We start from the raw sequence: 24,829 nt of genomic DNA, 5'->3' as shown, positions 1-24,829 counted from the left end.
GCTCCAGTCAGCCGGGGCGCGTCTCCAGCAGGCGCTGCGCCAGGCCGCTGGATCTGTGGGTTCGACGGGTCACCGACGAGGGAAGCAAGTCCGCTCTCGGCAGCAGCAGGGTAAACCAGCTGCGGGCACGGGTGATCCCGGTATAGATCAGCTCCCGGGTCAACACCGGGTTGGGGTGATCTGGCAGCACCAGCGCCGTGTGGGCAAATTCACTGCCCTGGGATTTGTGCACCGTCATCGCAAAAACGGTTTCCACCTCCGTCAGCCGGGAGGGCAACACCCGCTTGAGGCTGCCATCGGGCATCGGGAACACCACCCTGAGTACCGGCTGCCCCCCCCCATCGGCGAATGGGAGGCAGACCCCGATATCCCCGTTCATCAGATTCAAGCCGTAGTCGTTGCGCATCATCATCACCGGCCGGCCGGCAAACCAGGGCTGATCGGTCCGGATCAGTGATGCGGAGGCCAGTATTTCGGCCACCCTTTGGTTGAGTCCGGCCACGCCCCAGGGCCCCTCGCGAACGGCGCAGAGCAGCTGAAACTCGCCGAACGCCTCAAGGACCGAACGGGCCCAGGCATCGCCTTCCGGGCCGCATCCATGGTTGTCCAACCCCTGCTGCATCACGGTCAGGTAGTGCCGGTAGCCCCGGGGCGTACCGGTCAGTCCCTGAGCCGTCCCCTCCAGCACCAAAGTGGACAGAGCCGGGTCCTGGACCGAATTCAGATCCAGGCGGGCGATATCCCCAAACGCACTCCAGCAACCGTTGACCCTACCCACCTCGCCCCGATTCACCGCCCGGGCCAGGGTGCCGATCCCGGAATCCGCACCGAAGCGGTGGGACTTTCTCAACATCAGGATCTGCTGTTCAATGTCGCTGCCGGGGCCCTGGAAATCGGAAAGATCGTAGCCGGTGGCCTGATGCAGGTAGGCCCAGGTCGTGGCCTGGTAACGGGGCACATCCGCATAACGGCAAAGATCCCCCAGCACCGCACCCGCCTCCACCGAGGCGAGTTGATCCTTATCCCCCAGCAGGATCAGGCGGGCGGTCGGCGGCAGCGCCGAGAGCAGCGCCGCCATCATCTCAAGATCCACCATGGAAGCCTCATCCACCACCAACAGGTCGAGGTGCAGGGGGTTATCGGCATGATGGCGAAAGAAGCGCGTATCCGGGCGGGCGCCGAGCAGGCGGTGCAGGGTGTCGACCTCCGCGGGGATCACCGCCCCAACCTCGGCATCGATCCCCGCCACCCGGCCTGCACGGATCTGCGCCAAGGTGCCCGCCATCGACTCCGACAGCCTCGCCGCCGCCTTGCCGGTGGGGGCAGCGAGACGGACCCGCAGCCCGGTGGCCTCCTCACCGGCGGCCCGCTGGGCATCCAGCTTGAGACTCTGCAGCAGAGCCAGCAGGCGCACCACCGTGGTGGTCTTGCCGGTGCCGGGCCCCCCGGAGATCACCGCCAGACCACTGCGTGCCGCCAGCGCCGCCGCCAGACTCTGCCAGTGAGGCTCCCGACCGCTGCGCTCGGCCTCGTCCTTGAGGGGGGCAAACAGCGCCGACAGGCGCGCATTGAGATCCTCCGGCAGGGCAAACTCGCGGCGCTGTAACGCCAACAGCGCCCTTGCCACCTCGCACTCGTAACGGAAATAACGCCGCAAATAGAGTCGATGGCCGGAGAGCACCAGCGGCGCCTGGCCGTTTTCGTCCTCATCCACCACTTCCGCTTCCCTCAGCAGCTGGCACCAGTGGGCCAGGGTAAGCCCGGCGATCCAGTCCGTTGGCCGGTTGTCGGCGCGCCGTCCCGGTGGCGGCAACGCCAGCAAGGTGTCCGGCGCCTCCAGCACGGCCGCCAGGTCCAGGCAGAGGTGGCCACGTCCCAGCTGGTGGCTGGTCAGCACCACCGCCAGCAACACCGGCTCCGGGGTGTCGGGAACCTGCTGTTGCAGCAACCGGGCCAGGGCCAGATCCAGGGGGCGCAGCCAGCCGCTGTCCAGATAAGCCTCCAGCTGCGGCCAGATGGGGGTGTTATTGCTCATACCGGACTCTCCTCCTCCGCTCCCTGGAACACTCGATCCAGTCGTTCAATCAACGTCGCCTCCACCGGCACCGTCACCACACCGTGGCCCGGTTCGGCAGCACTGAGGCCCCGCAAAAATAGATAGAGTCCGCCGCCGATATGGCGTTCAAATTGGTAGCCGGGCAACCGTGCTTTGAGCAACCGGTGCAGCGCCAGGGTGTAGAGCACCGCCTGTAACTCGTAGCGGTGGCTCAGCATCGCCTCCCGCATCGCCGCCGGGGTGTAGGCCTGCTCATCCGGGCCCAGGTAGTTGGACTTGTAATCCGCCACGTAGTAACGCCCCTGGTGCAGAAAGGTCAGATCGATAAAGCCCTTGAGCATGCCGTTGACCTCGATCGAACGCAGACGGGGCCGCGGCTCTCCGGGCCAGACCGACGCACGGACCAGATCATCAAGCCGGCCAACGTTGACCGAACTGCTCTGCAGCCAGAACTCCATCTCCGCCTGAACCTGGTCCAACCCCGCCAGCGAAACCCGGCCGGTGGGCAGTGACAGGGGCAGCGCCAGGGCCTCGGAGAACCAGCGGCAAAGCATCGGGGCGTGCTCGCCGTAACCGTGATGGTCACAGCGTGCGGTGATCTCCGCCTCCAGGTGCCCAGGGGCAATCCGGTCAAAGCCGGGGCCCTGTGTCGCTCTGCCCTGTGTGGCGGCCCACTCAAAGAGATCATGCAGGAAGGTGCCGGGCAGCGCCCCCTTGGGAAAAGCGTGGATCGTCCCCGCCTCAGGAGCGAGCAACTCCTGAGCGCTCTCCTCCCCGACCTCCATCAGCCGCTCTGCCAGGCCCGTCAGGGGATCTTGGGACGCCGGTGTGCCCGGCTCGGTATCACCGCCTCCCTCCCCCATGCCGCTCAGCAGCGCCGAGTAGGAAGCGATCCACCAGGGTTTCTGGGGCACACGACGGTAGGGTGGAGGCGGCGAGAGCGTGTCGGTTTGCTCAGTGACCCGAGCCCGGACGTCGGAGCCGTTGGGAAGCGAAGCAAGGTGGATCCCCTCCTGTTGTGCCAGGCCCGCCAGGGCCTCGCGCCACTGAGTGAGATCCATCGGCTCTCCGGCGCCCAGCAGACAGCCCAAGGCACCCCGGTGGTTATCCGGCACGCCACGGGCCCCCCTCTTGCTCAGTTTCAGTGGCCCAAGGCCCAGGTAACAGCCATGCCTGGGCCGGGTCAGGGCGACGTAGAGCAGGCGTAAGTCCTCCTCCAGCCGCTCCCGGTCCGCCGCCGCCCTGGCCTCCTCGTCCGCCTCGAAGGTGAGACGGACCTGCCCCTGCTCGTCCCGGTAGAACAGGACGCCACCGCGGTCCGATGCCTCCCGGTAGCCGGCGATAAAGGGCAGGAACACCAGCGGATACTCCAGTCCCTTGGATTTATGGATGGTGATCACCTTCACCAGCGCCGCATCACTCTCCAGCCGCAGGATCTGATCATCGCTGGCCCCACGCGCCTGACGCTGCTGGGCCAGGTAGCGGATCAGGGCCAGTTCACCATCCAGCTGGGCCGAGGCGGCCTGCAGCAGCTCCGCCAGGTGCAGCAGGTTGGTGAGTCGGCGCTCGCCGCCCTGGGGATCCGCCAAGGCCCGGGCAGGCAGATGGTAGCGGGCCAGCAGGCGACGGATCATCGGCAGCACCCCCTGGCGCTGCCAGCACAGCTTGAGATCCCGAAACCCCGCCAGTTGTGCCTCCCAGGCCAGTTCATCGTCATTGAACCTGTCCAGCTCTGCCCAGGAGAGTCCCAGCACCGAGGTGGCCAGGGCGGCCTTGATCAGTCGCTCCTCGGGCTGAGCCACCGCCTGAAGAATCCGTTGCAGCGCTTCCGCCTCCTCGGTGGCAAACACCGAGTCCTTATCAGACAGGTAAACCGAGCGCACCCCCTTGGCCGCCAGCGCCTCGCGCACCGCGCCCGCCTCACGAAAATCGCGCACCAGGATGGCGATGTCAGAAGCTTTCAGGGGAGTCGTTTCATCCTTTTCTTCGAACACGACCTGGCCGGACTGGGCACCATTGAGCAGCCGGGTGATCTCCTCGGCACAGGCGATACTCTGGCGGGCCAGGTACTGGGACTTGTTCCAAGCCCCCTCCTCCGGTTCATCCCACCACAGGGTCATCGCCGGCAGTGCCTGGCCGGCATCGGTCAGGGTCGCCTCACGGCCGTTCGCAGCCACCGGCAGGAAGGGGATGGCGTCACCATGCAGGAAGGGGCCCTGGGGGTGGCGCTTGCCCAGTTCAAACAGGGCATTGGCCGCCTCCACCATGGCCTGGGTGGAGCGGTAGTTGGTGTCCAGGGTGTAGTGGCGCCCCTCGGTATCCCGGCGTGCCTTGAGGTAGGTATGGATATCGGCGCCGCGAAAGCCGTAGATCGCCTGCTTGGGATCCCCGATCATCAGCAGCGCTCGCGCCTCCTGGCCGAGATAGAGGCGCTGGAACAGCTGGTACTGGACCGGGTCCGTATCCTGGAATTCGTCGATCAGGGCGACCGGAAACTGGTGCCGGATGGCGGCGGCCAGCTTGTCGCCGCCCCCCTGGTGTTCCCGCTCCAGAGCCTGACCCAGGTGGGTAATAAGATCATCAAAGTCGAGCTGGGCACGGCGGCGCTTCTCCTGCTCCACCCGCTCACCAACCCAAGCGGCACAGTGGCGCAGCAGTGCGCCCTTGATGTCGTTGGCCGCCAGCTGCCGGGCCAGGTTCTCCAGGGCCGCCAGCACCGTGGAATCGGCTACGGTCAGCGGCTGTTTTTTACCGGCGGCGGAGAGCGCATCGACGAAGGTGCCGTTGAGGTAGCGGGTCATCGGCTTACCGGCGGTATCCACGGGCAGCGGCGCTTCCCCCTCCAACCAGGCATTGAGGCTATCCAACTGCCCGGGTTTGATCATGTTGCCCTTTACCCACTTGTTGGCCAGCGCCTCATGAAACTGTTCAGTAAAGCGGGGCCACTCCTGGGCGCAGCGTGACTTGGTGCTGGCGACCCACTCCGCCCGCTGGGCCAGCAGGGTAAAAGGATCCTCGCTGCCCGCCTGCGCACCGGGCAGGAGGCGTCCCAGCAGTGGGAAGACCGCCGCCTCCAGCGCTGCGGGACTCGGATAGAGCGTGGTGACACTGCCAAGCACCTCCCTGCTCTGGGGATAGAGGAACAGGCGCCAGTAGTCCCGTATCGCCTCCTCACGAAGGGGCGCGGTGTCCGCCTCCATCTCCTGGTTGAACAGGCTGCCGGAATCGAAGGCGTGCTCCTTGAGCATCCGCTGACACCAGCCGTGGATGGTGTGCACCGCGCTCATGTCCATCAGCTGGGCCGCCTGCTCCAGCATCAGCGCACAGTGGGGGTGCTGCTCGGTGGGAAAATCCGCCATCAGGAGGGCCAGGTAGGGATCCGGTTGGCTCAGGCCACGGAAGCAGGCCGCCCCCTCCACCAGTCGGGCCCGGATCCGGTCCTTGAGCTCCTCGGTGGCCGCCTTGGTGAAGGTCACCACCAGGATCCTGTCCGGGCTCAAGGGTCCGGCAGGGTGCGCCTGGGCCTGGCCATGTCCCAGGACCAGCCGAAGATAGAGGGCGGCAATGGTAAAAGTTTTCCCGGTACCGGCACTGGCCTCAATCAGCCGGGTGCCACTTAAGGGGAAATCGATGGGGGTCAGCTTATGAGCCGTCATGTCAGATCGCCTCCAGGTCGAGCAGGGGCCGGTAGAGTGTCTCTGCCAACTGAACAAAGGGGTCAACGGGAAACGAACCGAAGGAGGGGTACTGTCGCTTCAGGTAGGGGCTGCGATCCCGGTCACCGAGAAAGTTAAAGCCCCCCTCATAGGCTGCCGCCGCCTTCTGCAGCGCCTTTTCGCCCGGTCCCTCCTGGTCGGCTTGGGTCGATTGCTCCACCAGGTAGGCCAGGGCCGCCCGAGGTGCTACCGGCAGCGCCGTGGTCATCCCCTCCAGGTAGCAGGCCATCAGGGTATCCAGCCGGGACTTCGCCTCTGCCGGCGTCAGGGGAGCGAGGGCGAAGAGTGCATCGGCGCCGGCCAGGTAACTGGTCAGCGCCAGCCCCTGGGCACAACCCGCCAGGTGACCCAGGTAAAGAATCAGGGCCTGCATGGGTTGCTTTAAGCCGTGCTTGCCCTGGATATTCTGCGGCAGGCACTGGACCCGGCCATGGCCCTCGGGTGTGCGCCACAGCTCCCCGAGCCAGTCCTCCAGTACCAGTTCGCCGTAGCGGTGGTAGCACTCCAGCTCCTCCACCGGCTGCCACTGGGCCCGCAGCGTCATCACCCGCTCAAACGCCGCCAGGGTGGGCTGGGCCAGGTTTTCTGTCGCCAGGTCGGCGAAGGCGCCCATCGGCAGGATCCCCCGGCCCGCCATCCGCTGCAGTCGAGCGTCCAGGCTGACCTTGCGCTGTGATGCCTCCCCCTCACCCAGGCCGCTAAGCAGGCCCATGAGTTCATCGCGGATCTGGTAACTGGTGAGGCCCTCCATGGCGAAGGGCTCCTGGTCCTCACTGGTCAAGGTCTGCTCCTCGAACCAGATCCCGAGGCGGCGGCTGAGCAGCAGCTTGGTGGGGTCCCGAAGCAGCGCCGCCAGATCCGCCAGCTGGATCGGGGCCTGGGGCTGCCAGGGCGGCAGGGGCCGTTCGCTGGCGTGGTGAGGTTCCTGACCGGACCTGGCCTGGTGGGCGTAGTACCACTCCTTGGCATAGGTGTGCAATTTCTCCGATCGGCCATCGAAATAGGCGCGGCTGAAGGGCTGCAGCGGGTGAACCGTGGTCAGGTGTGCCACCAGATCCTGCCCCGCGCACTCATCCGGTAACCGGTAGCCCGCCCTCAGGTGATCCATCAGCTGCCCCAGCAGCACCGAAGGGGGACGTTCGGCATTATCCCGGGCGTTACGACCGATGTAGCTGAAGGAGATCCGCGCCCGGGCCGCCAGCAGCGCCTCCAGGAAGAGGTAGCGATCGTCCTCCCGCCGGGAGCGGTCCCCCGGTCGGTACTGACTGGGCAGAGGACGGCCCTGCCCATCCAGGGTGCCACCGGCCTGCAGGAGGTCGAAATCCATCGCCGGACGGCTGCGGGGATAATCCTCGTCATTAAGTCCCAACAGGCACACCTGCTGGAACGGGATAGCACGCATCGGCATCAGGGTACAGAAGTTGATCTTGCCCGCCAGGAAGCGCTGGCATACCCCCTCCTCACCGAAGGGCGCCAGGCACACCTCCTTCACTACGGTAGCGGGCAGCGGCTCTGTGGTTCGCCCCTGCTCGCAAGCGGTCAGCCATTGGGCCAGGGCCTCCTCCAACCGGGCCAGGATCACCGTCTCCTCCTCGTTCTGGGGCAGGAAGAGCGCCCGCGACATCTCCCGGATCACCGCCACCCACTGCGACGGGGTATGGTGCTGACCCAGCGCCTGCCAGAGGCGCTCCAGCCGCTCCAGCAGCAGTGCCAGCCCACCCACCACCGCCGCATCCAGGCCACCGATCTCCTCGAACGGTTCGATGCCTGACCAGGGTTCCCCCTGCCCCACCGCATAACCCAGCAGCATCCGCCGCAGGCCAAACGCCCAGGTGTTCTGATCCAGATCCGCCGGCAATGCCAGGGTCGCCCGCTGCTCGGCATCCAGACCCCAGCGGATCCCCGCCTGTTCCACCCAGCGCTGCAGCAGGGGCAGCTGGGTCTCGTCGATGCTGAAGCGGGCGCGCAGGGCCGGCACCGCCAGCAGATCGAGCAGTTCAGAGACGGCGAAGCGGCTCTGGCTCAGCCCCAGCAGGTGCTCCAGCGCCAGCACCAACACCTGCTGGCCCCGCTGGGGTCGGTCGGCGACGGTAAAGGGCAGGTAACGGGCGTCATCCGGGGAGAGCTGGCCAAACACCGCCTCGATATGGGGGGCGTACTGGCTGACATCCGGCATCATGACGATGACGTCGGTCGGGGTCAGGGCCGGATCTGCGGCAAAGCGGGCCAGCAGCTGATCCTGAAGGATCTCCACCTCCCGCTGCCGACTGTGGGCCAGGGTAAACTGGACCGTATCATCCTCGGGATCCACCACCTCCTTTGGCTGGGGCAGAGGGTCCAGCTGAAAGATCCCCGCCTGCAGCCGGTGGAGCAGGCAGCCATCGCTGTCGCTGAGGGGATCCTCAAACAGGTCGATGGTCTCGAACTGGCCCCGGTACGCCTCGGGTTGATCGAAACCGTAGAGCATGCCGATGTAATCCCGGCCCTGCTTGCCCCAGGCCGCCAGCAGCGGGTTCACCTCGGCGTGCTGGGCTGCCGGGTCCAGCTCGGCGGTGAGGCCGGGCTTGCGCTGATGTCGGGCCCGGGCCATCTGGGCCCGGAGCAGCTCTTTCTGCTCGATGATGTCGCCCCAGAAGTGCTGGCAGGGGTTCTGCACACAGAGCAAGACCTGGCAGTGCGGCGCCAGGGCCGCCAGCACCTCGATCATCTGCTGTGGCAGGGTGGAGATCCCGAATACCACGATGCGCCGGGGCAGCCCGGGACAAGCCCCGTTCCCCTGGAGCCGCTCTATCACCTGTTGATGGAGCATCGCCCGGCTGTTTTCCCGCTCCGCTTCGCTCATGTCCGCCAGGATCCCCCGCCACAGGGCCGGCTGCCAGAGTTGATCGGCCGCCAGCGGACTCACCTGGCCATCGCCACTGACCACCACATCCTCCCCGGCGGCCCAGTGTGAAAGCCAGTCCGCGCGGTAGACCTGGTACTGGTCAAACAGATCCGCCAACTGCTCCGCCAGCTGGTCCGCCTTACGCATCTGCTCATCCTCGCTGAGGAAACGACGCAGGGGGGCAAAGGCCGGTGCCTCGAGCAGGGAGGGCAGCAGACGAAGGAGGCGCCAACGCAACAGTGGCTTATCGAACGGTGAGTCCTGGGGGACCGCATCGGCACCGAGCACAGTGCGGTAGATCTGCCAGATAAATCGGGATGGCAGCTGCATCTGCATGGCGGCGGCAATCCCGACCCCCTCGTCGGCGGCGAGCGCCAGCTTCAGCCACTGGGCCATGCCGTTGGACTGGACCAGGAACACCTCGTTCTCCAGCGGTGCCAGGGGATAGGCCTTAAGCCACTGCACCACCAGTGCCCGCAGGGTCTCCATACGGTTACCGTGGATCATCATCAAGCCACAACTTAATGGGTGTGGTGCCATTGCCGAATTCGCGCACATCGGTTGAGCCTTTTACCGGGTCGGGAGCGTATCGGCATCATAACCTGCTGATGTAAAAGCTGGCTATCTGCCCGTGGTGTCGATCCGAGCTGTGCCGGCCATTTCTTTACCGGCTGGAATATTCCCTACCTGGGCGGGATCTGCTGCAGCTGTTACTGTTACACTGAGACTCTGCTCCGGAAAAGGATCGATACCATGGAAAAATGGGAATTGTGGCTGCTTATCTTCGTTGTCCTGGCGTTCATCGCCAGCAACCTTGTGGTGCTCAAGCACACCACGCACTTCAAACTTCCCCCCTTTTTCGGCAAGCCTAAGGTCACCCCGGAACAGAAAAAAAAGCGCGAACAACGAAAAGCGCAGCAGGACGCCTGGGATAATGAGGACTGGGACAAGGATGAGTGGGACGACAACGATGATTGGAAGAAAAAGCCCTGAGTGGCTGTAAGGGTTACCCAGCACGAGTACTGCCCCCAACATCGAGAAAGCCCTGCAAAAGCAGGGCTTTTTGGCACTAAACGTGGCCATACAGAGAGCGTTACTGCACTTGTGACTGCTCACCCCGGCACTGGATGGTGGTGGTTTTGGGCGTCCAGATTAGGCCGAGATAGGGGATGAGCGCGCCGGGTAAACCATTGACGAAGGTGGTTTCCGTCTTCACCGAATCCCAGTTCTCTGCACCACAGAAGCGGTTTACCGAGACAGGTTCACTCACCTCCACCAGCGCCAACCCCATGTTGTGGTGCCATTGGGACTGGCTTAACGCCTTGTTATCCATGGCCGGCTGATCCCGGTCGAAGTGGATGGTGTGACAGCCGGCCAGCAGTGAGGCCGCCAGCAGGGTCAGAGTCCAACGTGTCATACTACCTCCTCCTTGTTCAAAATGGCGTCCTCACACCAAACCTTCACCGAATGGGGGGCATAGATCCCCAGCGTCACCCATCCAAGCAGGCCGTTGACGAAGGTTTGCTGGCTCTGCATCTGCGCCACGCTTTTCTCTTTACAGATCTCGCTGACATTTACCCGCTCTTCGCCGGCCAGCCCCCAGAAAAAGAAGTGGCGAGTGTCCTGATAGCTGGGAACCTGATTCACGTATACGGCGGGGTCCGGTTTGATGGTGACGGTGGAGCACGCAGTGAGCCCCGTGAGCACCATCAACGCAATGATTGACTGACGCATAGTTAATTTCCTTATAAACATATGACTTAGCGATATATCCGGACCCAAGTTACTGCCAATTCCTGCGCACATCAAACGAAAAAACGCCCCATAGTTCGGGGCGTTTTTCATCAGATGGACACCGCTACGAACCGGTCTTACGCCGTTTCATCAGCACCGTATTGTCCTCGGCCAGCTGGGCCTCGAGCTGGCGGGTGACAAACTCCGGACTCTCGGTATGGCGGGCCAGCAGGTGGTAAACCACGGGGATCACCAGCAGGGTGAACAGGGTCGCCAACAGGATCCCGCCCAGCACCACGACGCCGATAACGAACCGGGTCTCCGCCCCCGCACCGGAGGCCATCACCAGGGGTACCGCGCCGGCGGCGGTGGTGATCCCGGTCATCAGGATGGGACGCAAACGGGCACCGGCGGCATCGATGATCGCCTGGTCAAAGTCGACGCCCCGGTCACGCAGCTGGTTGGCAAACTCCACGATAAGGATCCCGTTCTTGGCCGCCAGCCCCACCAACATGATGATGCCGATCTGGGAGTAGATATTGAGGCTTTGATCGGTGAAGTAGAGTCCCAGCAGCGCCCCGAAAGTGGCCAAAGGTACCGTGAGCATGATCACCACAGGGTGGACGTAGCTCTCAAACTGGGCCGCCAGCACCAGAAACACCACCACCAGCGCCAACGCAAAGACGAAGCCGATGGAGCCACCGGACTCCTGGTGATCCAGGGACGACCCTTTATAGCTGACCAACGCATCGGCGGGCAGGAGCCTGTCCACCAGCCCGTTTAGGTAGTCCAGCGCCTCGCCCAGGGTATACCCATCCGCCAGGTTGGCCTCCAGGGTGATCGCCCGGACCCGGTTGTAGCGATTCAGTGTTGGCGCATCGGCAAACTCCTCCACGCTCACCAGGTTGGAGAGCGGGATCAGCTCACCGCTTCGATGGGAGCGGACATAGAGGCTGGCCAGGTCGGCGGCGGTATTTTGCCTGTCTCTTTGCCCCTCGATAATAACGTCATACTCCTCCCCCCGTTGTTCGAAGGTGGTCACCAGGCGGGAGCCGAGCATGGTCTCCAGGGTACGGCCGATGGCGCGGATGGAGACCCCAAGATCCCCGGCCCGCTCACGATCGATCACCACCCTGAGCTGCGGCTGCGTCTCCTTGTAGTCGTGATCCAGGCCGACCAGGCCTGGGTTGTTGGCGGCTTCCGCCAGGATTAGATCCCGCCACTGCGCCAGCTCCTCGTAGCTGCCGCCGCCAATGACGAACTGCACCGGCTTGCCGACCCCACGACCGAACGCCTGGCGCATGATGGGAAACGCCTGCACGCCGGAGAGATCCGACAAACGGCTGCGGATGTCGTTGATGATCTCGAAAGCGCTGCGACGCTCGGACCAGTCCTCCAGTACGATGATCGCCATCCCGCCAGAGAAGTCCTCGGTGCGGCCGAAGCTCCGGGGAGCTCGGATCAGCAGACGCTTGATCTCACCCGCCTCCACCAGGGGCATCAGCCGATGCTCCACTTCGTCCATGTAGGGCTTGATGAAGTCATAGGTGGCCCCCTGTGGGCCGTTGACGATCAGGAACAAAGAGCCGCGGTCCTCCTTGGGGGCGAACTCCGAGGGCAGCTTGGCGAACAGCCAGCCGCTGCCCCCTAAAGCGGTGACAAGAACGACCACCACCAGGTAGGGTCTCTGGATCCAGGCCGCCAGCGCCGCTTTGTAAACCCGGCGCAAGCGCTCCACCCCGGCGTCGATCTTCTTCACCAGCCAGGTCTCGTTATCAACCGGCTTGAGGATTTTTGACCCCATCATCGGGCTCAGGGTCAGGGCCACCAGCGAGGAGAGTATCACCGCCGCACTCATGGCGATGGAGAACTCACGGAACAGCTTACCCAAGTCCCCCTCCAGGAAACCGATGGGCAGGAACACCGCCACCAGCACCAGGGTGGTGGCAACGATGGCAAACCCCACCTGGCGGGCACCGAGGAAAGCGGCTTTGAGGGGCGGCTCACCCTGCTCGATCCGACTGTGGATGTTCTCCAGCATCACGATGGCGTCATCCACCACCATGCCGATCGCCAGGATCAACGCCAGCAGGGTCAGCAGGTTGATGGAGAAGCCCAGCGCGTAGAGGATAATGAAGGTTCCGATCAGGGACACGGGCACTGTGATGGCAGGGATCAACATTGCCCGAACGCTGCCGAGGAACAGGTAGATCACCACCACCACCAGGGCCATGGCGATAAAGAGGGTGCGGTACACCTCGTCGATGGAGGCCTGGATAAAGACCGAGGAGTCGTAGGAGCGCTTGATCTCCATCCCCTCGGGCAGGCTGCGGTTGAGCTCGTCCACCAGGGTGTGAACCTGGCGGGACACCTCCAAGGTGTTGGCGGTGGACTGGCGGGTGATCCCAAGACCGATCATGTCCTGAGTGTTACCACGAAAGGCGATCCGCTCCTCTTCACTGTCGAGCTCCACCCGGGCCACCTCACCGAGGCGGATCAGGTGACCATCGGCCCCGGCGCCGATCACCAGCTTGGCGAAATCGTCCGGATGGATGAAGCTGCGCTGCACGCGAACGGAGAAGAGGCGACTTTCCGACTCGATCGACCCGGCGGGCAGTTCAACGTTATCCGCCCGCAACGCATCTTCAATGTCGGTGACCGTCAGGCCTCGGGCCGCGAGTCGCTGGCGGTCCACCCAAACTCGAACCGCGTAGACCTTGCCCCCGCCGACACGGACGTTGGCGACACCATCGATGACACTGAAGCGGTCCACCAGGTAGCGACGGGCGTAGTCCGTCAGTTGCAGGGTATCGAGGCGGTCTGACACCAGGTTGAGCCACATGATCACCTCGGAGCTGCCGGATGCCTTCTGCACCTCCGGCGGTTCCGCCTCCTCCGGCAGGTCATCGAGGATCTGGGAGACGCGATCACGGACATCGTTGGCCGCCGCATCGATGTCACGGCCGACACTGAACTCCAGATTAACCGAGGAGCGGCCCGCCTGGCTTGAGGAGCTGATGTTGCGGATCCCCTCCACCCCGGAGATGCGATCCTCCACCAGACGAGTGATTTTACTCTCCACCACCGCCGCTGAGGCGCCACGATAGCTGGTGCTGATCTCCACCACAGGCGGATCGATGTTGGGATACTCCCGCAGGGGCAGTTTATCGAAGGAGACCAGGCCGAAGGCGATCAACAGCAGGCTGATCACCGAGGCCATCACCGGCCGTTTGACCGAGAGATCTGTCAACAGCATCAGCTGGCCTCCAGGTGGGTAAAGCGCTCACGCTCCTGGACCTCGACGGTCTGGCCCGGTCGCACCTTCTGGATCCCACGAATGATCACCCGCTCGCCATCCGCAAGACCCGCGAGGATCTCAACGCTACCACGACTGCGCAGCCCCAGGGTGACCTGCCGCTGCTCCACCACGTTATTCTCATTGATGACATAAAGGAACTGGTCCCGTTGCAGCGGGATGATTGCCTCTTCCGGGACCACCAGTCCCTCACGCTGCTCGGCGATAAGATCGAGCACCACCAGCATCCCCGGGCGCAACTTCAGCTCAGGGTTGGGCACCTCGGCCCGGACCACCACCGCACGGGTTTCCGGGTCCAGCCGGCTGTCGACACTGACCACAGTGCCGATGAAGCGCTCATCGGGGAAAGCCGCGGCCCGTCCCTCAATGCTCTTACCGGGCATCAATTGGTTGAGGAAGCGTTCGGGCACGGTGAAATCCAGTTTGACCACCGCCAAGTCATCCAGGGTCGCGATGGCGGTGCCCGGGGTCACCAGGGCCCCAGGGCTGATCTGGCGAAAACCCAACACACCGGAGAAGGGGGCACGGACATAACGAGCGTCGAGCTCTGCCTGGTACTGGGCCTCCTGAGCACGGGCGATATCGATGTCGGTCAGGATCCGATCCAGCTCGTTGCTGGGGATGGTTTTTGCCCTCACCAGCCCCTCGATGCGGTTGAACTCTCGTTCCTGTTCCACCAAGTTGGCCCGGGCAGCGCGAAGTTTTGCCTGCTGCTCCGCATCCCTCAGGGTAACCAGAAGCTGGCCCTGTTTCACGTGCTGACCATCTTCAAAATGCACGGCCTGCACGCTCTCCGTCACCTTGGCAGAGAGGATCACAGACTCCCGGGCCCGAACGGTGCCCAGCGCCTCCACCTCCCAGCGAACCGGCGCCGTTCTGGCCGTTGCGGCGACCACAAGCGGTACCCTGGCGGCGGGTCGCTGCACCATCTGACCCGACTTCGACTGCTCTTTGTACCAGATGCCGGCGCCCAGCGCCGTCACCAGTACCATCCCTGCGGTGAGTGTTTTCTTCATTATCCCTTGCTCTGGTCTACGGATTGCGACCTAGTTTACGTTGTGGCTACTTCATAACAACATGATTTACAAGATCTTACATTTAAGGTGCCGAATGCTGCCCAGTTGCAGGGCGGTCAGCGTTCCTTCTACGGCCACACTCCCCGGCTGGTTCACGACAAACGGCCGAACCCGAACACCGAGGCAAACTTCATTCCGGTTCAATAGTCCTGATCGGCCTTCCAACCCAGACTATCGAGGTAGGCGCGCGTTTCATCGCTCAGGGGATTTTCCAGCAACGTCAGCATCTGCAACTGGGCGTTGCTGTCCAGGTTGATGGTCTGGAGCTGGTTGAAACTGGCCAGCAGCGCCTCCAACTCGGTGTTGGCGGCCACATCCAGCTCCGTCAGCTGATTGAAAGAGACACTCAAGATCTCCAGCTTCGGCAATCCGGACAGCGCCAGGTGGGTCAAGGCATTTTCGCTCCCCCAGAGGCCGGCCAATTCCGGGCTCTGCCCCAGTGTCAGGGTAGTCAGGGCGGGGTTTTTCTCCACGACCAGCTCCGTTAACTCGGCGTGCTGAAACAGATCCAGCGTCGTCAGGCCGGTTTTAGCGACCCACACCCGGGACAGTAGGGGGTTATCACTCAGATCTAAGGACGTCAGCGGCGTGCTGCCACTGACAATCAGGTTCGCCAGATCAGGCAGGCCAGAAAGATCCAGCTGAGTCAGGTTCGGGGTGGTCAGCAGCACCTGCCAGATCCCGGGGTTATCGTTAAAGGCCAAGGTCTCAAGATGCTCGGAGTCGAACGCCACCGACTCCAGGTAGGGCAGCGCCTCTATCCCCCCCAAGCTGGTGACCGGGTAGCCCTGGCAGTGCAACATGATGTAGTCCGACAGCTCGGTCAGCCCGTAATCGGTTCGGATGTCATCGAAACACTGCTGCAGCGCCGGCGAGGCAAACTCGATCCCGGCCAGTTCGTCGCTGTCCCCGCCCTCACACCCGGTCAGCACCAGCAGTGCGGCCCCCAGCAAGCCTCCCAGTTTACGTCCTTGCATTGGCGCTTCTCCTTGTGTTTTCGCCTGAACGGGATCCATTCCCTGCGCACAAACTACCAGCCTCCCCGTTTAACACCAACCTTGGATTCCCACTAACGGGCGGCACCGAAACGCCCGCCAGGATTACTGAAATAAAAAGGCTCTTCGCAGATTTTTCGGGACAGATGAATAGATTCGTATTCGACAGTTTGAAATAGCGGCTCTGTTGCCATTAACCATTCACGGCTCGAAGGCGAATGCCCACCCGCTTTTAGGCCGACTTAGAGGTGCCCGAGTGAAGTCCCGTTAAGGCAAGGGAGAGGGCCTGAATGGCCCGAAAGGCCAGCGGAGGCATGGGTGAAAGCCGAAGGCTTGAACGCGAAGGTAGGGAAGCCGAAGCAGGACTTTATCGCGCAACATAGATAGCGCAGCGGTAAAGCCGACTCTGGCCGATACCTTGGCCGTACGGGGTGAGAACGAGGAATAGCACCGACCGGAGGCAAGGAGCCCGTTCTTTACGAAAAGGAAAGGGGGCGGGACGCCCCTTTGGTTGGCCGCTCCTGCGCATCCATACGCTCGCGGCATTTGTGCATCCTGCACGGCAACGCGATAACGCTACGTAGTGAAGAAATCGACATCTCTCACTCATGAATTCACCCCGCAGATGTGCGAAGAACCATAAAAAGGGCCCATCCCCGCGTGCGCCGATGGGCCCTGTGCAGGTTTTGCCGCCGCCGGTTAAAGACGCTTCGCCGCGGCGGACGCCAACTCCGCTTCAAGTTGCTGGGCACGATGCTCCGGAGAGTGGCTGTTGCGCGCCAGCAGACGATACATCGCCGGGATCACAAACAGGGTCACCAGGGTGGACAGGGCCATGCCGGCAAAGATCACCACCCCGATGGCGTAACGGCTCTCGGCGCCGGCCCCGCTGGCGATCAGCAGGGGCACGGCACCAAACAGGGTGGTGAAGGCGGTCATCAGGATGGGGCGCAAACGGGAGGAGGCCCCCTCCAGGATCGCCGCTTCAAACGCCACCCCGCGATCCCGCAACTGGTTGATGAACTCAACGATCAAAATTCCGTTCTTGGTGACCATCCCAATCAGCATGATCATGCCGATCTGCGAGTAGATGTTGAGGCTCTCGCCGGTCAACAGCAGCCCCAGCAGTGCCCCGGCGATCCCCAGCGGCACCGTCAGCATGATCACCAACGGATTGACGAAACTTTCAAACTGCGCCGCCAGCACCAGGAAAGCCACCACCAGGGCCAGCCCAAACACCAGGAAGGTGTCCGCCTGGTTCTTCTTCAGATCCTTAGATTCACCGGCGTAGTCGATGGTGACGTAGGGGGGCAGCATCGCCCGGGCGGTTTGCTCCAGCGTCATCAGCGCCTCCCCCAGGGTGTGCCCTTCCGCCGCCTGGCCGGTGATGGTCACCGCCTTGGTGCGCTGGAAGCGGCGCAGCACCCGGGCACTGCCCACCTCCTCGAAGCGGGCCAGGGCCGCCATGCTGATCCGATCGCCATCGGCGGTGGTCAGGTAGATGGCGGAGAGATCCGACGCGTCGTTGAAGCGATCCAGGGCGCCGCGCAGGTAGACATCGTACTCCTCCCCGCGGTCAACGTAGGTGGTCCGGCTGATCCCCCCGAGCACCGCTTCCAGGGTGTGGGCGATCTCCCGTGGGCTGATCCCCGCCCGCGCTGCGGCGTCCAGGTCCGTGTGCACCAGCAGCTCCGGGCTGTCCTCGGAGTAGTTGGTGTCCAGATCCGCAAACTGGGGCTTGTCCTGCACCGCAGCGATGATCTTGTGGGCCCAGCTGTCCAGCTCACTGTAATCCGCTCCCCCCAGCACAAACTGGATAGGATCCCCGGAGCCACCGCCAAAGCCGGGGCCAAAGAGGAACAGGCGCACATCGGAGAAGCCGGTCATCTCCCGCCGCAACTGCGCCAGCAGCTGTTCGGAGTGCTCCGCCCGCTGGGCCCAATCCTTAAGCAGCAGGACGAAAAAGCCGGTGGAGTCGGAGCGGCCAAAGGCGGGCGTAGAGAAGTTGAGCGCCTGCAGCGGCCCCTCCTCGCTCATCAACGGCAGCAGCTTGGCCTCGATCGCCTCCATGTTGTTCACCATGCGGTCATAGGCGGTGCCCTCCTGCCCCTTGACGTAGATAAAGAGCACCCCGCGATCCTCCTTGGGGGCCATCTCCGTCTGGATCTTCGGAAAGGTCAGCGCGGCGGCGATGATCGCCAGCAGGATGATCACCGGGCCGCTCCAGGCATAGCGCAACACCCGGGAGAGGGCGCGCCGGTAACGCGACTCCAGGGCGGAAAACTGACGGTTCACCCAGAGGTTGAAGCGGCCGGGCTGAACATTGGCCTTGAGCAGGAAGGAGCCCATCACCGGGGTCAGGGTCAGGGCCACCAGGGAGGAGAAGATCACCGCCACCGAGAGGGTGACGGCAAACTCGGTAAAGAACTTGCCGACCATGCCGCCGGCAAAGGCGATGGGCAGGAAGATCATCACCAGCACCGCGGTGGTGGCCACCACCGCGAACCCTACTTCGCGGGTACCTTGATAGGCCGCCACCAGGGGTGATTCGCCCCGCTCCAGGTGCTTGAAGATGTTCTCCACCACCACGATGGCATCATCCACCACCAGGCCGATGGCGAGGATCAGGGCCATCAGGGTAAGCAGGTTAAGAGAGAACCCGGAGAACTGGGCCACCATGAAGGCGGCGATAAGCGACACCGGCACCGTCACTGCGGGGATCAGGGTTGCCCGGGCCTGGCCGAGGAAGACGTAGAGGATCAACACTACCAGACCGGCCGTCACGAACAGGGTCTGGTACACCTCGTTAATGGAGCGGTCGATAAAGACGGTGTTATCGAACGCCACCTCCAGCTCCATGCCAGCGGGCAGCGTCGGCTGCAGCGAGGAGACCAGATCACGGACCCCCTTTGCCACCGCCACGGGGTTGGCATCGGACTGGGCATTGATGGCAAAGCCCAGGGCATTGAGGCCATTACTCTTGAACGAGGAGGTCTCCGCCTTAGCGCCGTCATAGATGCGGGCCACATCCGCCAGGTAGACCGGACGACCCTGGGGGTCGTAACGGACCACGATACGATCGAAATCCACCACTTGGCCCATGGGGCGCTCCAGGCGGACCGACATCACCTGGTCCCGGTTGCGGATCTGGCCGGCGGGCAGCTCAATATTCTGGTTATTGAGGGCGCTCTCCACCATCGCCACGGTGATCCCCTGCCCGGCCATGGCGATGGGATCCAGTTCCAGGTAGATCACCCGCTCCAGGTCCCCGTAAAGGTGTACCTGGCTGACGCCATTGACCAGGGAAAGGCGATCCAGCAGCACCCGCTCGGCGTAGTCGGTCAGCTCGACCCGGTCCATCTCTGAGCTGCGCAGGGAGAGTCGCACCACCGCATCACCGTCGATGTTCGCCTTCACCACCACCGGCTCCTCCGCATCCTCCGGCAGCCTCCCCTGAACCCGGGCCACCGCATCGCGAACATCGGATAGCCCCTCCATCACGTTCCACTCCAGCTCGAACTTAACCGTGATACGGGCGTTGCCGGTGAAGCTTTGAGACTCGATCTCATCGATACCGGAGATCCCGGAAAGCTGGTCCTCGATCACCTTGGTGATCTGGGTCTCCATCACCGTGGGGGAGGCGCCGGGATAGGCAACGGAGATGGAGACAATGGGCAGGTCCACATCCGGCAACTCACGCACCGGCAACTGAGTGAAGGAAACCAGGCCAAAAAGGGTCAGCAGCAGGGAGAGCACCAGCGCCATGGCCGGGCGCTTCACCGACAGATCCGACAGTAGCATCAGCGGGCAGCCTCACCCTGACGGCCACCGGATTGACTGGCGCTGACGCCCACCTCGGTCACCGGGCGGCCATCCTTGACGCTGACCAGCCCCTTCACCACGATGCGGTCCCCCACGGAAAGGCCGGACTCCACCGCCAGCATGCTGCCCTGGCGGATCCCCGGCTCAATTTGTGTCCGCTGCGCCACCCCGGCTTGGTCCACCCGGTAAACAAAGCGATCCGAGCCGGCGTACTCCATCGCCTGAACCGGGATCACCGGGCGGGGCGTCGCAGGCAAAGCCAGGTCGATGCGGGTCAACATCCCCGGCTTGAGCAGTCCCGCCCCGTTGGCAAACTCGAATCGGGCCGCCACCGTCATGTCACCGGGGTTGACCCGACTGTCCAGCGCGATCAGGGTGCCGTCGAACTGCCGGTTGGGATAGGTATCGATCTGGGCCTGAACCTGCTGGCCCGATTGCAAGGCCGTCAGGTAGCGCTGGGGCACCGCCAGATCGAGTCGAAGCCGCTCAAGTTCATCCAGCGTCATCAGGGACTCACCACTGGTAAGATGGGCCCCGGGGGCATGGCTGACCAGACCGATGACACCGGCGAACGGAGCCACCAGGGTGCGTTTCTCCAGCTCCGCCTCGGCGCCGAGCAGGCGCGCCTCTGCCATCGCCACCTCGGCCTCCTGCGCCGCCAGTTCGGAGGCGGAGATCGCCCCCTTGTCCGACAGACGCTGACGCTCCTGCAGTTGGCGCCTGGCTTCCTGAAGGTAGGCCCGCGTCTCGTCTCGTTGCGCCCGTTGCTGCTTATCGTCCAATCGTGCAAGGAGCTGGCCTTCGCTGACGCGATCACCGCTGTCCACCATCAGGCGGACCAGGCGGCCAGAGACCTCCGGCGCAATGGTGACCGTCTGCCAGGCCTCCAGATTGGAAACCAGCGCGAGACGCTCCGGCAGCACCACCCCGTCAACCACTCCTGTCTCCACCTCTACCGCCGACGCACCGGTACGCTTCGGATCACTCTCGGCGTGATCCAACAACGGGTAGGACAGCGCCGCTGCAACGATCAGCGCCAGGCAAAGCAGCAGGGTATTTTTTGACATGGGTGGGCCTCTGAATTTAAGAGGCGACATCCTATCCCAAGATGGCACCGTTGTAGGCAAAAATGTGTCCACTGGAAGCACACTGATACAGCATTGAACAGGGCACCAACGGGCCAGCAACAAACGGTTAACCTTTGCCGCATCCAAGGACGTATCTTTGCCCTTCCGGGCCGGCAAAGTATGAAAAAAGGGCGGCCCGAGGGCCGCCCTTTTTTAGCATGGTGAGGAGGGTTACAACTCGCTCATCTCCTTGCCCATCGCCTGCTCGACGATCTGGTAGATCTCGGTGACCTGCTCCGTAGAGAGGGGTTCGGCATCGCTGTCCATCAGGGTGATGGCGGTTCGCTCGCCCATCTCAAAAAGGCGCACCTGGTAGCTGCCCTCCTCCAGGTCGAGGCGCTCGCTGTCACTCCAGAGTGAAGACCAGAAACCACCGCTGGAATCGTATTCGACATAGTAGGTCGCCAGGGTCTTATCCAGGTCCCGGACCTCGAAACCGAGGGCCGGCAACACTTTGCCCATGCGGGTCCAGATCTCGTCGAACCCACCATCGGCGATAAAGGCAGCATTGTCCTCGGGATCCAGCCCCAGCTCGGTATTGAAACCACGCCCGTTGGCGATCTGGTCAGCAGCCTCACGGGCCTGACGATCTTCCGCCATGTAGGCGATGGCGCTGTTGAGCATGTCGATGGCATAGCGACGACGATCCGCATCGGTCAGGACGATATCTTCATCCACGCCATCCAGACGCTCTTCGTGATCCAGCAGGGTGATCTCGATGGAGCCGGTGCGGCCATGATCCTTGACCACAGTATCGAAGCGGTAGCGCTGACGAAGCTGGTACTCCTTGTCGCGCCACCAGGAGCGCTCTACCACTTCGGTCTGCTCGATCCAGTCGGTGGTGATCACGCCGCCGTTGGCGTCAGCGACACCGATGCCACGCTGCCCCAGGAACCCCAGCAGGGTCTGCTGGATCTCGTCGGCCAGGGCCACATCATCATCGTTGCTCTCGATCAGGATGGTAACGGTATCCGTTCCGTCCTGGATCCGGGTTCCCGGGGCCAGCGGCAGCACCTGAAGGGGCGGACGCACGTCCAGTCGTGGACCGACCAACTCAGGATCCGCCTGGTCACCCAGCGCCGGGATATCAAATTCTCTGCTGGTTCGAGGGGTTTCCAATCCCGCCGGTACCACCAGGGGGTTACCCGAGTTCTGTTCCAGGTAATCAAAACCGCCGCCAGCCTGGCGACGTTCAAGCGGGGTGCTACATCCCGCTAACGCCAGCACCGCCAGTGCCACTACACTCCGTTTCATCTACTTCCCTCAAACAGGCTGCGTCGCCTCAATGGCGGCGCGCACAATCGTTTTACTGTGTTCCGACGGCTCGGTCAGTGGCAGGCGGAAATGGGTTTCCCGGGTGATCCCCAGTTCCTCCATCGCCCACTTCACCGGGATCGGATTGGCTTCCACGAACAGCGCCGAATAGAGCGGCAACAACTGCGCATCCAGGCGTCGCGCAGTGGCGATATCACCGGCCAGCGCAGCGCTGCACAGCGCCTTAAACTCCGCGGGCCGGACGTTGTTTGTGACCGAGATGACACCATCCCCACCGGCCAGCATGAACGCCATGGCGGTCGGATCGTCACCGGAGAGAAGAAGAAACTCTTCGCCACAGGCCTGACGCAGGGGCGTCACCCGGGAGAGATCGCCGGTGGCGTCCTTGAGACCGACGATGTTGTCCACCTTGCTCAGTTCCGCCACCGTCTCGTTGCTGATATCGCAAACGGTACGGCCCGGCACGTTGTAGAGCAGCTGGGGCTTATCGGTCGCCGCGGCAATCGCCTTGAAGTGGGCGACCAGGCCGTTCTGGCTGGGTTTGTTGTAGTAGGGGGCCACGGTCAACATGCCGTCAACGCCAAGCGCATCCATCGCCCGCGTGAGCTCGATCGCCTCGGCGGTGGAGTTGGCGCCACTGCCGGCGATCACCGGGATACGACCGGCCACCGCCTTGACCACGGCCCCCACGGCGGCGATATGTTCCGGGACCCCCAGGGTCGCGGACTCGCCAGTGGTACCCACAGCAACAATGCCGTCGGTGCCCTGTTCAATATGAAACTCCACCAGGTCGGCCAGGGTCGAAAAATCGATCTGACCGTCCTGGTGCATCGGCGTTACCAACGCCACAATACTTCCGCGAAACATGATGAATTCCTTACCTACTGAGGAAGCTATGGTAATGGCGGGGATGGGGGATGACAAGGAGGCAAACATCCCCGCCGCCCTGTGCTAGCATAGCGGCCGAACCGGGAAGCATTTCGCGCCGACCAGAGCGCGGCTACAGACCCAAGAACCAATGCAAAAGAGAGCGCTATGAAACAGTTTTTGGCGGTCACCGCCATGGGCACTGACCGTCCGGGTATTGTCAATGAACTGGCCAAGCTGACCGCCACCTGCGACTGTGACATTATCGACAGTCGCGTTGCCATCTTCGGTGAGGAGTTTTCCCTCATCATGCTGGTGGGCGGGGATTACGCCGCCGTGGCTCGGCTGGAGAACGAGCTGCCGGAAGCCGCCGCCGCCCTGGAGTTGATGACCATCTGCAAACGCACCAGTGCGCACCATGCCCCGGATGTGACCGCAAGACTGGTGATCGAGTTTGAAGGCGAAGACAAGCGCGGCACCATGCGCCAGATCACCCAGTTTATCGCAGACCAGGGACTGGACCTGGCGGGCTTCAGCTCCCACGCCCATAAGGGCGAGGGCAACAGCGGGTTGCAGCAGGTGGAGGTGAGGATCAACGCCACCGCCGAGGTAGACCTGGATCAGCTTGAGCATCAGCTTCAGGCCCTGGCCCAAACCATGTCACTGCGCTGCACCATCCGACGAATGGAAAATCAGTAACTTAAGGAGAATCTATGAACACCCTGCAACCAGGCGCCAAAGCGCCGGACTTTGCCCTGCAGAACCAGAATGGCGAGACCGTACGCCTGTCCGATTTTGCCGGCCAGCGGGTGCTGGTTTACTTCTACCCCAAGGCGATGACCCCAGGCTGTACCGTCCAGGCTCAGAACCTGCGCGACAGCCAGGAGGCCCTAAAGGAGAAGGGGGTGGTGGTACTCGGGATCAGTCCAGATCCGGTCAAGCGCCTGGCCAAGTTTGCCGAGCGAGACGCGCTTAACTTTGACCTGCTCAGCGATGAAGACCATGCGGTCGCCGATGCTTTCGGCGTCTGGGGACTGAAGAAGTTCATGGGCCGCGAGTATGACGGCATCCATCGCCTCAGTTTCCTTATCGGTCCGGATGGCACCGTCGAACACTTCATCAACAAGTTCAAGACCAAGGATCATCACCAGGTGGTCCTCGACCTGCTTTGATGCTGTGACCCGGCCCGCCTTTTGCATCCCTGGCGCTTGGCGGGCTTTACGCCGTGTTTCTGCCCCGTTATAACTGCAATCCATTGATCCAAAAACCGGAGTTTGACCGTGAAGTCCCCCGCTGTCCTGACCCTTGCTGCTTTAGCCCTCACCGCCTGCCATCCCCACGAGCATGACCACCCGACCTCCGAGGGGGCCCACTCCCACGTTCAGGAGGAGGCCAGCTCCAGACAGTCGTCCGCTGAACACAGTGCGCAGGGGGATCATCATCACCGCCATGGAGAGGCACACGAGCCCACGGTGCATCAACATGGGGATATGCACCAGCATGGCGCCCACCAGCACGGTGTCGGCACCCTGACCCTGATGCAGCAGGATAACGAAGTGCAATTGAGCCTGGAGATCGATACTGATGCGCTTTGGGGGTTTGAGCGTGCGCCGGCCAACGACGAGGAGCGGGAGCAGATCCGCCGGGTGCTGAAGCAGCTGAGCGCCGGCCACCGCTTCTTTAGCCTGAGCGATGATGCGCAGTGTGAACCAAGCCAGGTGGAGATCCAGCCGCCGGCGGGGCTGGAGCCGGACGCCGATGGCGATGCCGCATCCGACCATATGAGCCTTGCTGCACACTGGCGCTGGGACTGTGCCGATGCAGGATTGCTGCACAGCCTGGATCTGACCCTGTTCGACCACTACCCCAGCATCCATCAACTGCACCTGCAACGACTGACACAAAGCGGCAGTGGCGGCGCCCAGCTTGATGCCTCACAACCCGGTATCCAGTGGTGAGGG

The 24,829-nt window shown here is 63.2% G+C and carries 16 protein-coding genes; 4 read left to right on the top strand and 12 right to left on the bottom strand.

Annotated features, from left to right (window positions below):
• Window positions 1–7 precede the first annotated feature (7 nt).
• From recD to recC, 3 genes are read right to left on the bottom strand one after another with little or no spacing between them, the layout of a single operon-like run.
• The gene (gene recD, locus ABD997_RS05810) at window positions 8–2,035 is read right to left on the bottom strand and encodes an exodeoxyribonuclease V subunit alpha (RefSeq protein ID WP_345316069.1); all 2,028 of its coding nucleotides are present in this window, start codon (window positions 2,033–2,035) and stop codon (window positions 8–10) included.
• Window positions 2,032–5,712 carry an exodeoxyribonuclease V subunit beta gene (recB, locus tag ABD997_RS05805; protein WP_345316068.1) on the bottom strand — a complete coding sequence of 1,227 codons (3,681 nt, stop codon included), beginning with the start codon at window positions 5,710–5,712 and terminating at the stop codon, window positions 2,032–2,034. The genes recD and recB overlap by 4 nt, the downstream gene beginning before the upstream one ends.
• A gap of 1 nt (window position 5,713) precedes the next feature.
• The gene (recC, locus tag ABD997_RS05800) at window positions 5,714–9,196 is read right to left on the bottom strand and encodes an exodeoxyribonuclease V subunit gamma (protein WP_345316067.1); all 3,483 of its coding nucleotides are present in this window, start codon (window positions 9,194–9,196) and stop codon (window positions 5,714–5,716) included.
• Between the two features lie 213 nt (window positions 9,197–9,409).
• Between recC and ABD997_RS05795 the strand changes: the two genes are divergently transcribed.
• Complete coding sequence (locus ABD997_RS05795; RefSeq protein WP_345316066.1) at window positions 9,410–9,649, top strand: DUF2897 family protein; 240 nt, start codon at window positions 9,410–9,412, stop codon at window positions 9,647–9,649.
• Between the two features lie 100 nt (window positions 9,650–9,749).
• On the opposite strand, the gene ABD997_RS05790 is transcribed toward ABD997_RS05795, so the two are convergent.
• From ABD997_RS05790 to dapA, 9 genes are all read right to left on the bottom strand, one after another.
• The gene (locus ABD997_RS05790; RefSeq protein WP_345316065.1) at window positions 9,750–10,073 is read right to left on the bottom strand and encodes a Bor/Iss family lipoprotein; all 324 of its coding nucleotides are present in this window, start codon (window positions 10,071–10,073) and stop codon (window positions 9,750–9,752) included.
• Window positions 10,070–10,390, bottom strand: a complete 321-nt coding sequence (locus ABD997_RS05785) for a Bor family protein (RefSeq protein ID WP_345316064.1) — start codon at window positions 10,388–10,390, stop codon at window positions 10,070–10,072. Before ABD997_RS05785 ends, ABD997_RS05790 begins: the two co-directional genes overlap by 4 nt.
• A 124-nt stretch (window positions 10,391–10,514) precedes the next feature.
• The gene (locus tag ABD997_RS05780) at window positions 10,515–13,646 is read right to left on the bottom strand and encodes an efflux RND transporter permease subunit (RefSeq protein WP_345316063.1); all 3,132 of its coding nucleotides are present in this window, start codon (window positions 13,644–13,646) and stop codon (window positions 10,515–10,517) included.
• A complete protein-coding gene (locus ABD997_RS05775) occupies window positions 13,646–14,722 on the bottom strand; it encodes an efflux RND transporter periplasmic adaptor subunit (RefSeq protein WP_345316062.1) in 1,077 nt (358 codons plus the stop codon). The genes ABD997_RS05780 and ABD997_RS05775 overlap by 1 nt, the downstream gene beginning before the upstream one ends.
• 200 nt (window positions 14,723–14,922) lie before the next feature.
• On the bottom strand, window positions 14,923–15,759 hold the full coding sequence (locus ABD997_RS05770; protein ID WP_345316061.1) for a leucine-rich repeat domain-containing protein: 837 nt from the start codon (window positions 15,757–15,759) through the stop codon (window positions 14,923–14,925).
• A gap of 717 nt (window positions 15,760–16,476) precedes the next feature.
• Window positions 16,477–19,578, bottom strand: coding sequence for an efflux RND transporter permease subunit (locus ABD997_RS05765; protein ID WP_345316060.1), 3,102 nt, complete (start codon window positions 19,576–19,578; stop codon window positions 16,477–16,479).
• On the bottom strand, window positions 19,578–20,666 hold the full coding sequence (locus ABD997_RS05760; RefSeq protein ID WP_345316059.1) for an efflux RND transporter periplasmic adaptor subunit: 1,089 nt from the start codon (window positions 20,664–20,666) through the stop codon (window positions 19,578–19,580). Before ABD997_RS05760 ends, ABD997_RS05765 begins: the two co-directional genes overlap by 1 nt.
• A gap of 231 nt (window positions 20,667–20,897) precedes the next feature.
• Window positions 20,898–21,980 (bottom strand): NlpB/DapX family lipoprotein, encoded by a 1,083-nt coding sequence (gene bamC, locus ABD997_RS05755; protein ID WP_345316058.1) that lies wholly within the window; start codon window positions 21,978–21,980, stop codon window positions 20,898–20,900.
• A 9-nt stretch (window positions 21,981–21,989) separates the two neighbouring features.
• On the bottom strand, window positions 21,990–22,868 hold the full coding sequence (gene dapA / locus ABD997_RS05750; RefSeq protein WP_345316057.1) for a 4-hydroxy-tetrahydrodipicolinate synthase: 879 nt from the start codon (window positions 22,866–22,868) through the stop codon (window positions 21,990–21,992).
• A gap of 168 nt (window positions 22,869–23,036) precedes the next feature.
• On the opposite strand from dapA, the gene ABD997_RS05745 reads away from it, so the two are divergent.
• From ABD997_RS05745 to ABD997_RS05735, 3 genes are all read left to right on the top strand, one after another.
• Window positions 23,037–23,567: a glycine cleavage system transcriptional repressor gene (locus ABD997_RS05745; protein WP_345316056.1), complete on the top strand. Its 531-nt coding sequence runs from the start codon at window positions 23,037–23,039 to the stop codon at window positions 23,565–23,567.
• A gap of 14 nt (window positions 23,568–23,581) precedes the next feature.
• Window positions 23,582–24,040, top strand: coding sequence for a thioredoxin-dependent thiol peroxidase (gene bcp / locus ABD997_RS05740; RefSeq protein WP_345316055.1), 459 nt, complete (start codon window positions 23,582–23,584; stop codon window positions 24,038–24,040).
• A 108-nt stretch (window positions 24,041–24,148) separates the two neighbouring features.
• Entirely contained in the window at window positions 24,149–24,826 is a 678-nt protein-coding gene (locus ABD997_RS05735) for a ZrgA family zinc uptake protein (protein WP_345316054.1), read from the top strand.
• Window positions 24,827–24,829: the final 3 nt, after the last annotated feature.

It is taken from the genome of Ferrimonas gelatinilytica (assembly GCF_039544205.1).
Taxonomy (GTDB): Bacteria; Pseudomonadota; Gammaproteobacteria; order Enterobacterales; family Shewanellaceae; genus Ferrimonas; species Ferrimonas gelatinilytica.
This window is presented reverse-complemented; position numbering and strand designations above follow the sequence as displayed.

Coding starts and splice junctions, on each gene's coding strand:
- recD (WP_345316069.1), bottom strand. CDS start 2,035: ATGAGCAATAACACCCCCATCTGGCCGCAGCTGGAGGCTTATCTGGAC.
- recB (WP_345316068.1), bottom strand. CDS start 5,712: ATGACGGCTCATAAGCTGACCCCCATCGATTTCCCCTTAAGTGGCACC.
- recC (WP_345316067.1), bottom strand. CDS start 9,196: ATGGCACCACACCCATTAAGTTGTGGCTTGATGATGATCCACGGTAAC.
- ABD997_RS05795 (WP_345316066.1), top strand. CDS start 9,410: ATGGAAAAATGGGAATTGTGGCTGCTTATCTTCGTTGTCCTGGCGTTC.
- ABD997_RS05790 (WP_345316065.1), bottom strand. CDS start 10,073: ATGACACGTTGGACTCTGACCCTGCTGGCGGCCTCACTGCTGGCCGGC.
- ABD997_RS05785 (WP_345316064.1), bottom strand. CDS start 10,390: ATGCGTCAGTCAATCATTGCGTTGATGGTGCTCACGGGGCTCACTGCG.
- ABD997_RS05780 (WP_345316063.1), bottom strand. CDS start 13,646: ATGCTGTTGACAGATCTCTCGGTCAAACGGCCGGTGATGGCCTCGGTG.
- ABD997_RS05775 (WP_345316062.1), bottom strand. CDS start 14,722: ATGAAGAAAACACTCACCGCAGGGATGGTACTGGTGACGGCGCTGGGC.
- ABD997_RS05770 (WP_345316061.1), bottom strand. CDS start 15,759: ATGCAAGGACGTAAACTGGGAGGCTTGCTGGGGGCCGCACTGCTGGTG.
- ABD997_RS05765 (WP_345316060.1), bottom strand. CDS start 19,578: ATGCTACTGTCGGATCTGTCGGTGAAGCGCCCGGCCATGGCGCTGGTG.
- ABD997_RS05760 (WP_345316059.1), bottom strand. CDS start 20,666: ATGTCAAAAAATACCCTGCTGCTTTGCCTGGCGCTGATCGTTGCAGCG.
- bamC (WP_345316058.1), bottom strand. CDS start 21,980: ATGAAACGGAGTGTAGTGGCACTGGCGGTGCTGGCGTTAGCGGGATGT.
- dapA (WP_345316057.1), bottom strand. CDS start 22,868: ATGTTTCGCGGAAGTATTGTGGCGTTGGTAACGCCGATGCACCAGGAC.
- ABD997_RS05745 (WP_345316056.1), top strand. CDS start 23,037: ATGAAACAGTTTTTGGCGGTCACCGCCATGGGCACTGACCGTCCGGGT.
- bcp (WP_345316055.1), top strand. CDS start 23,582: ATGAACACCCTGCAACCAGGCGCCAAAGCGCCGGACTTTGCCCTGCAG.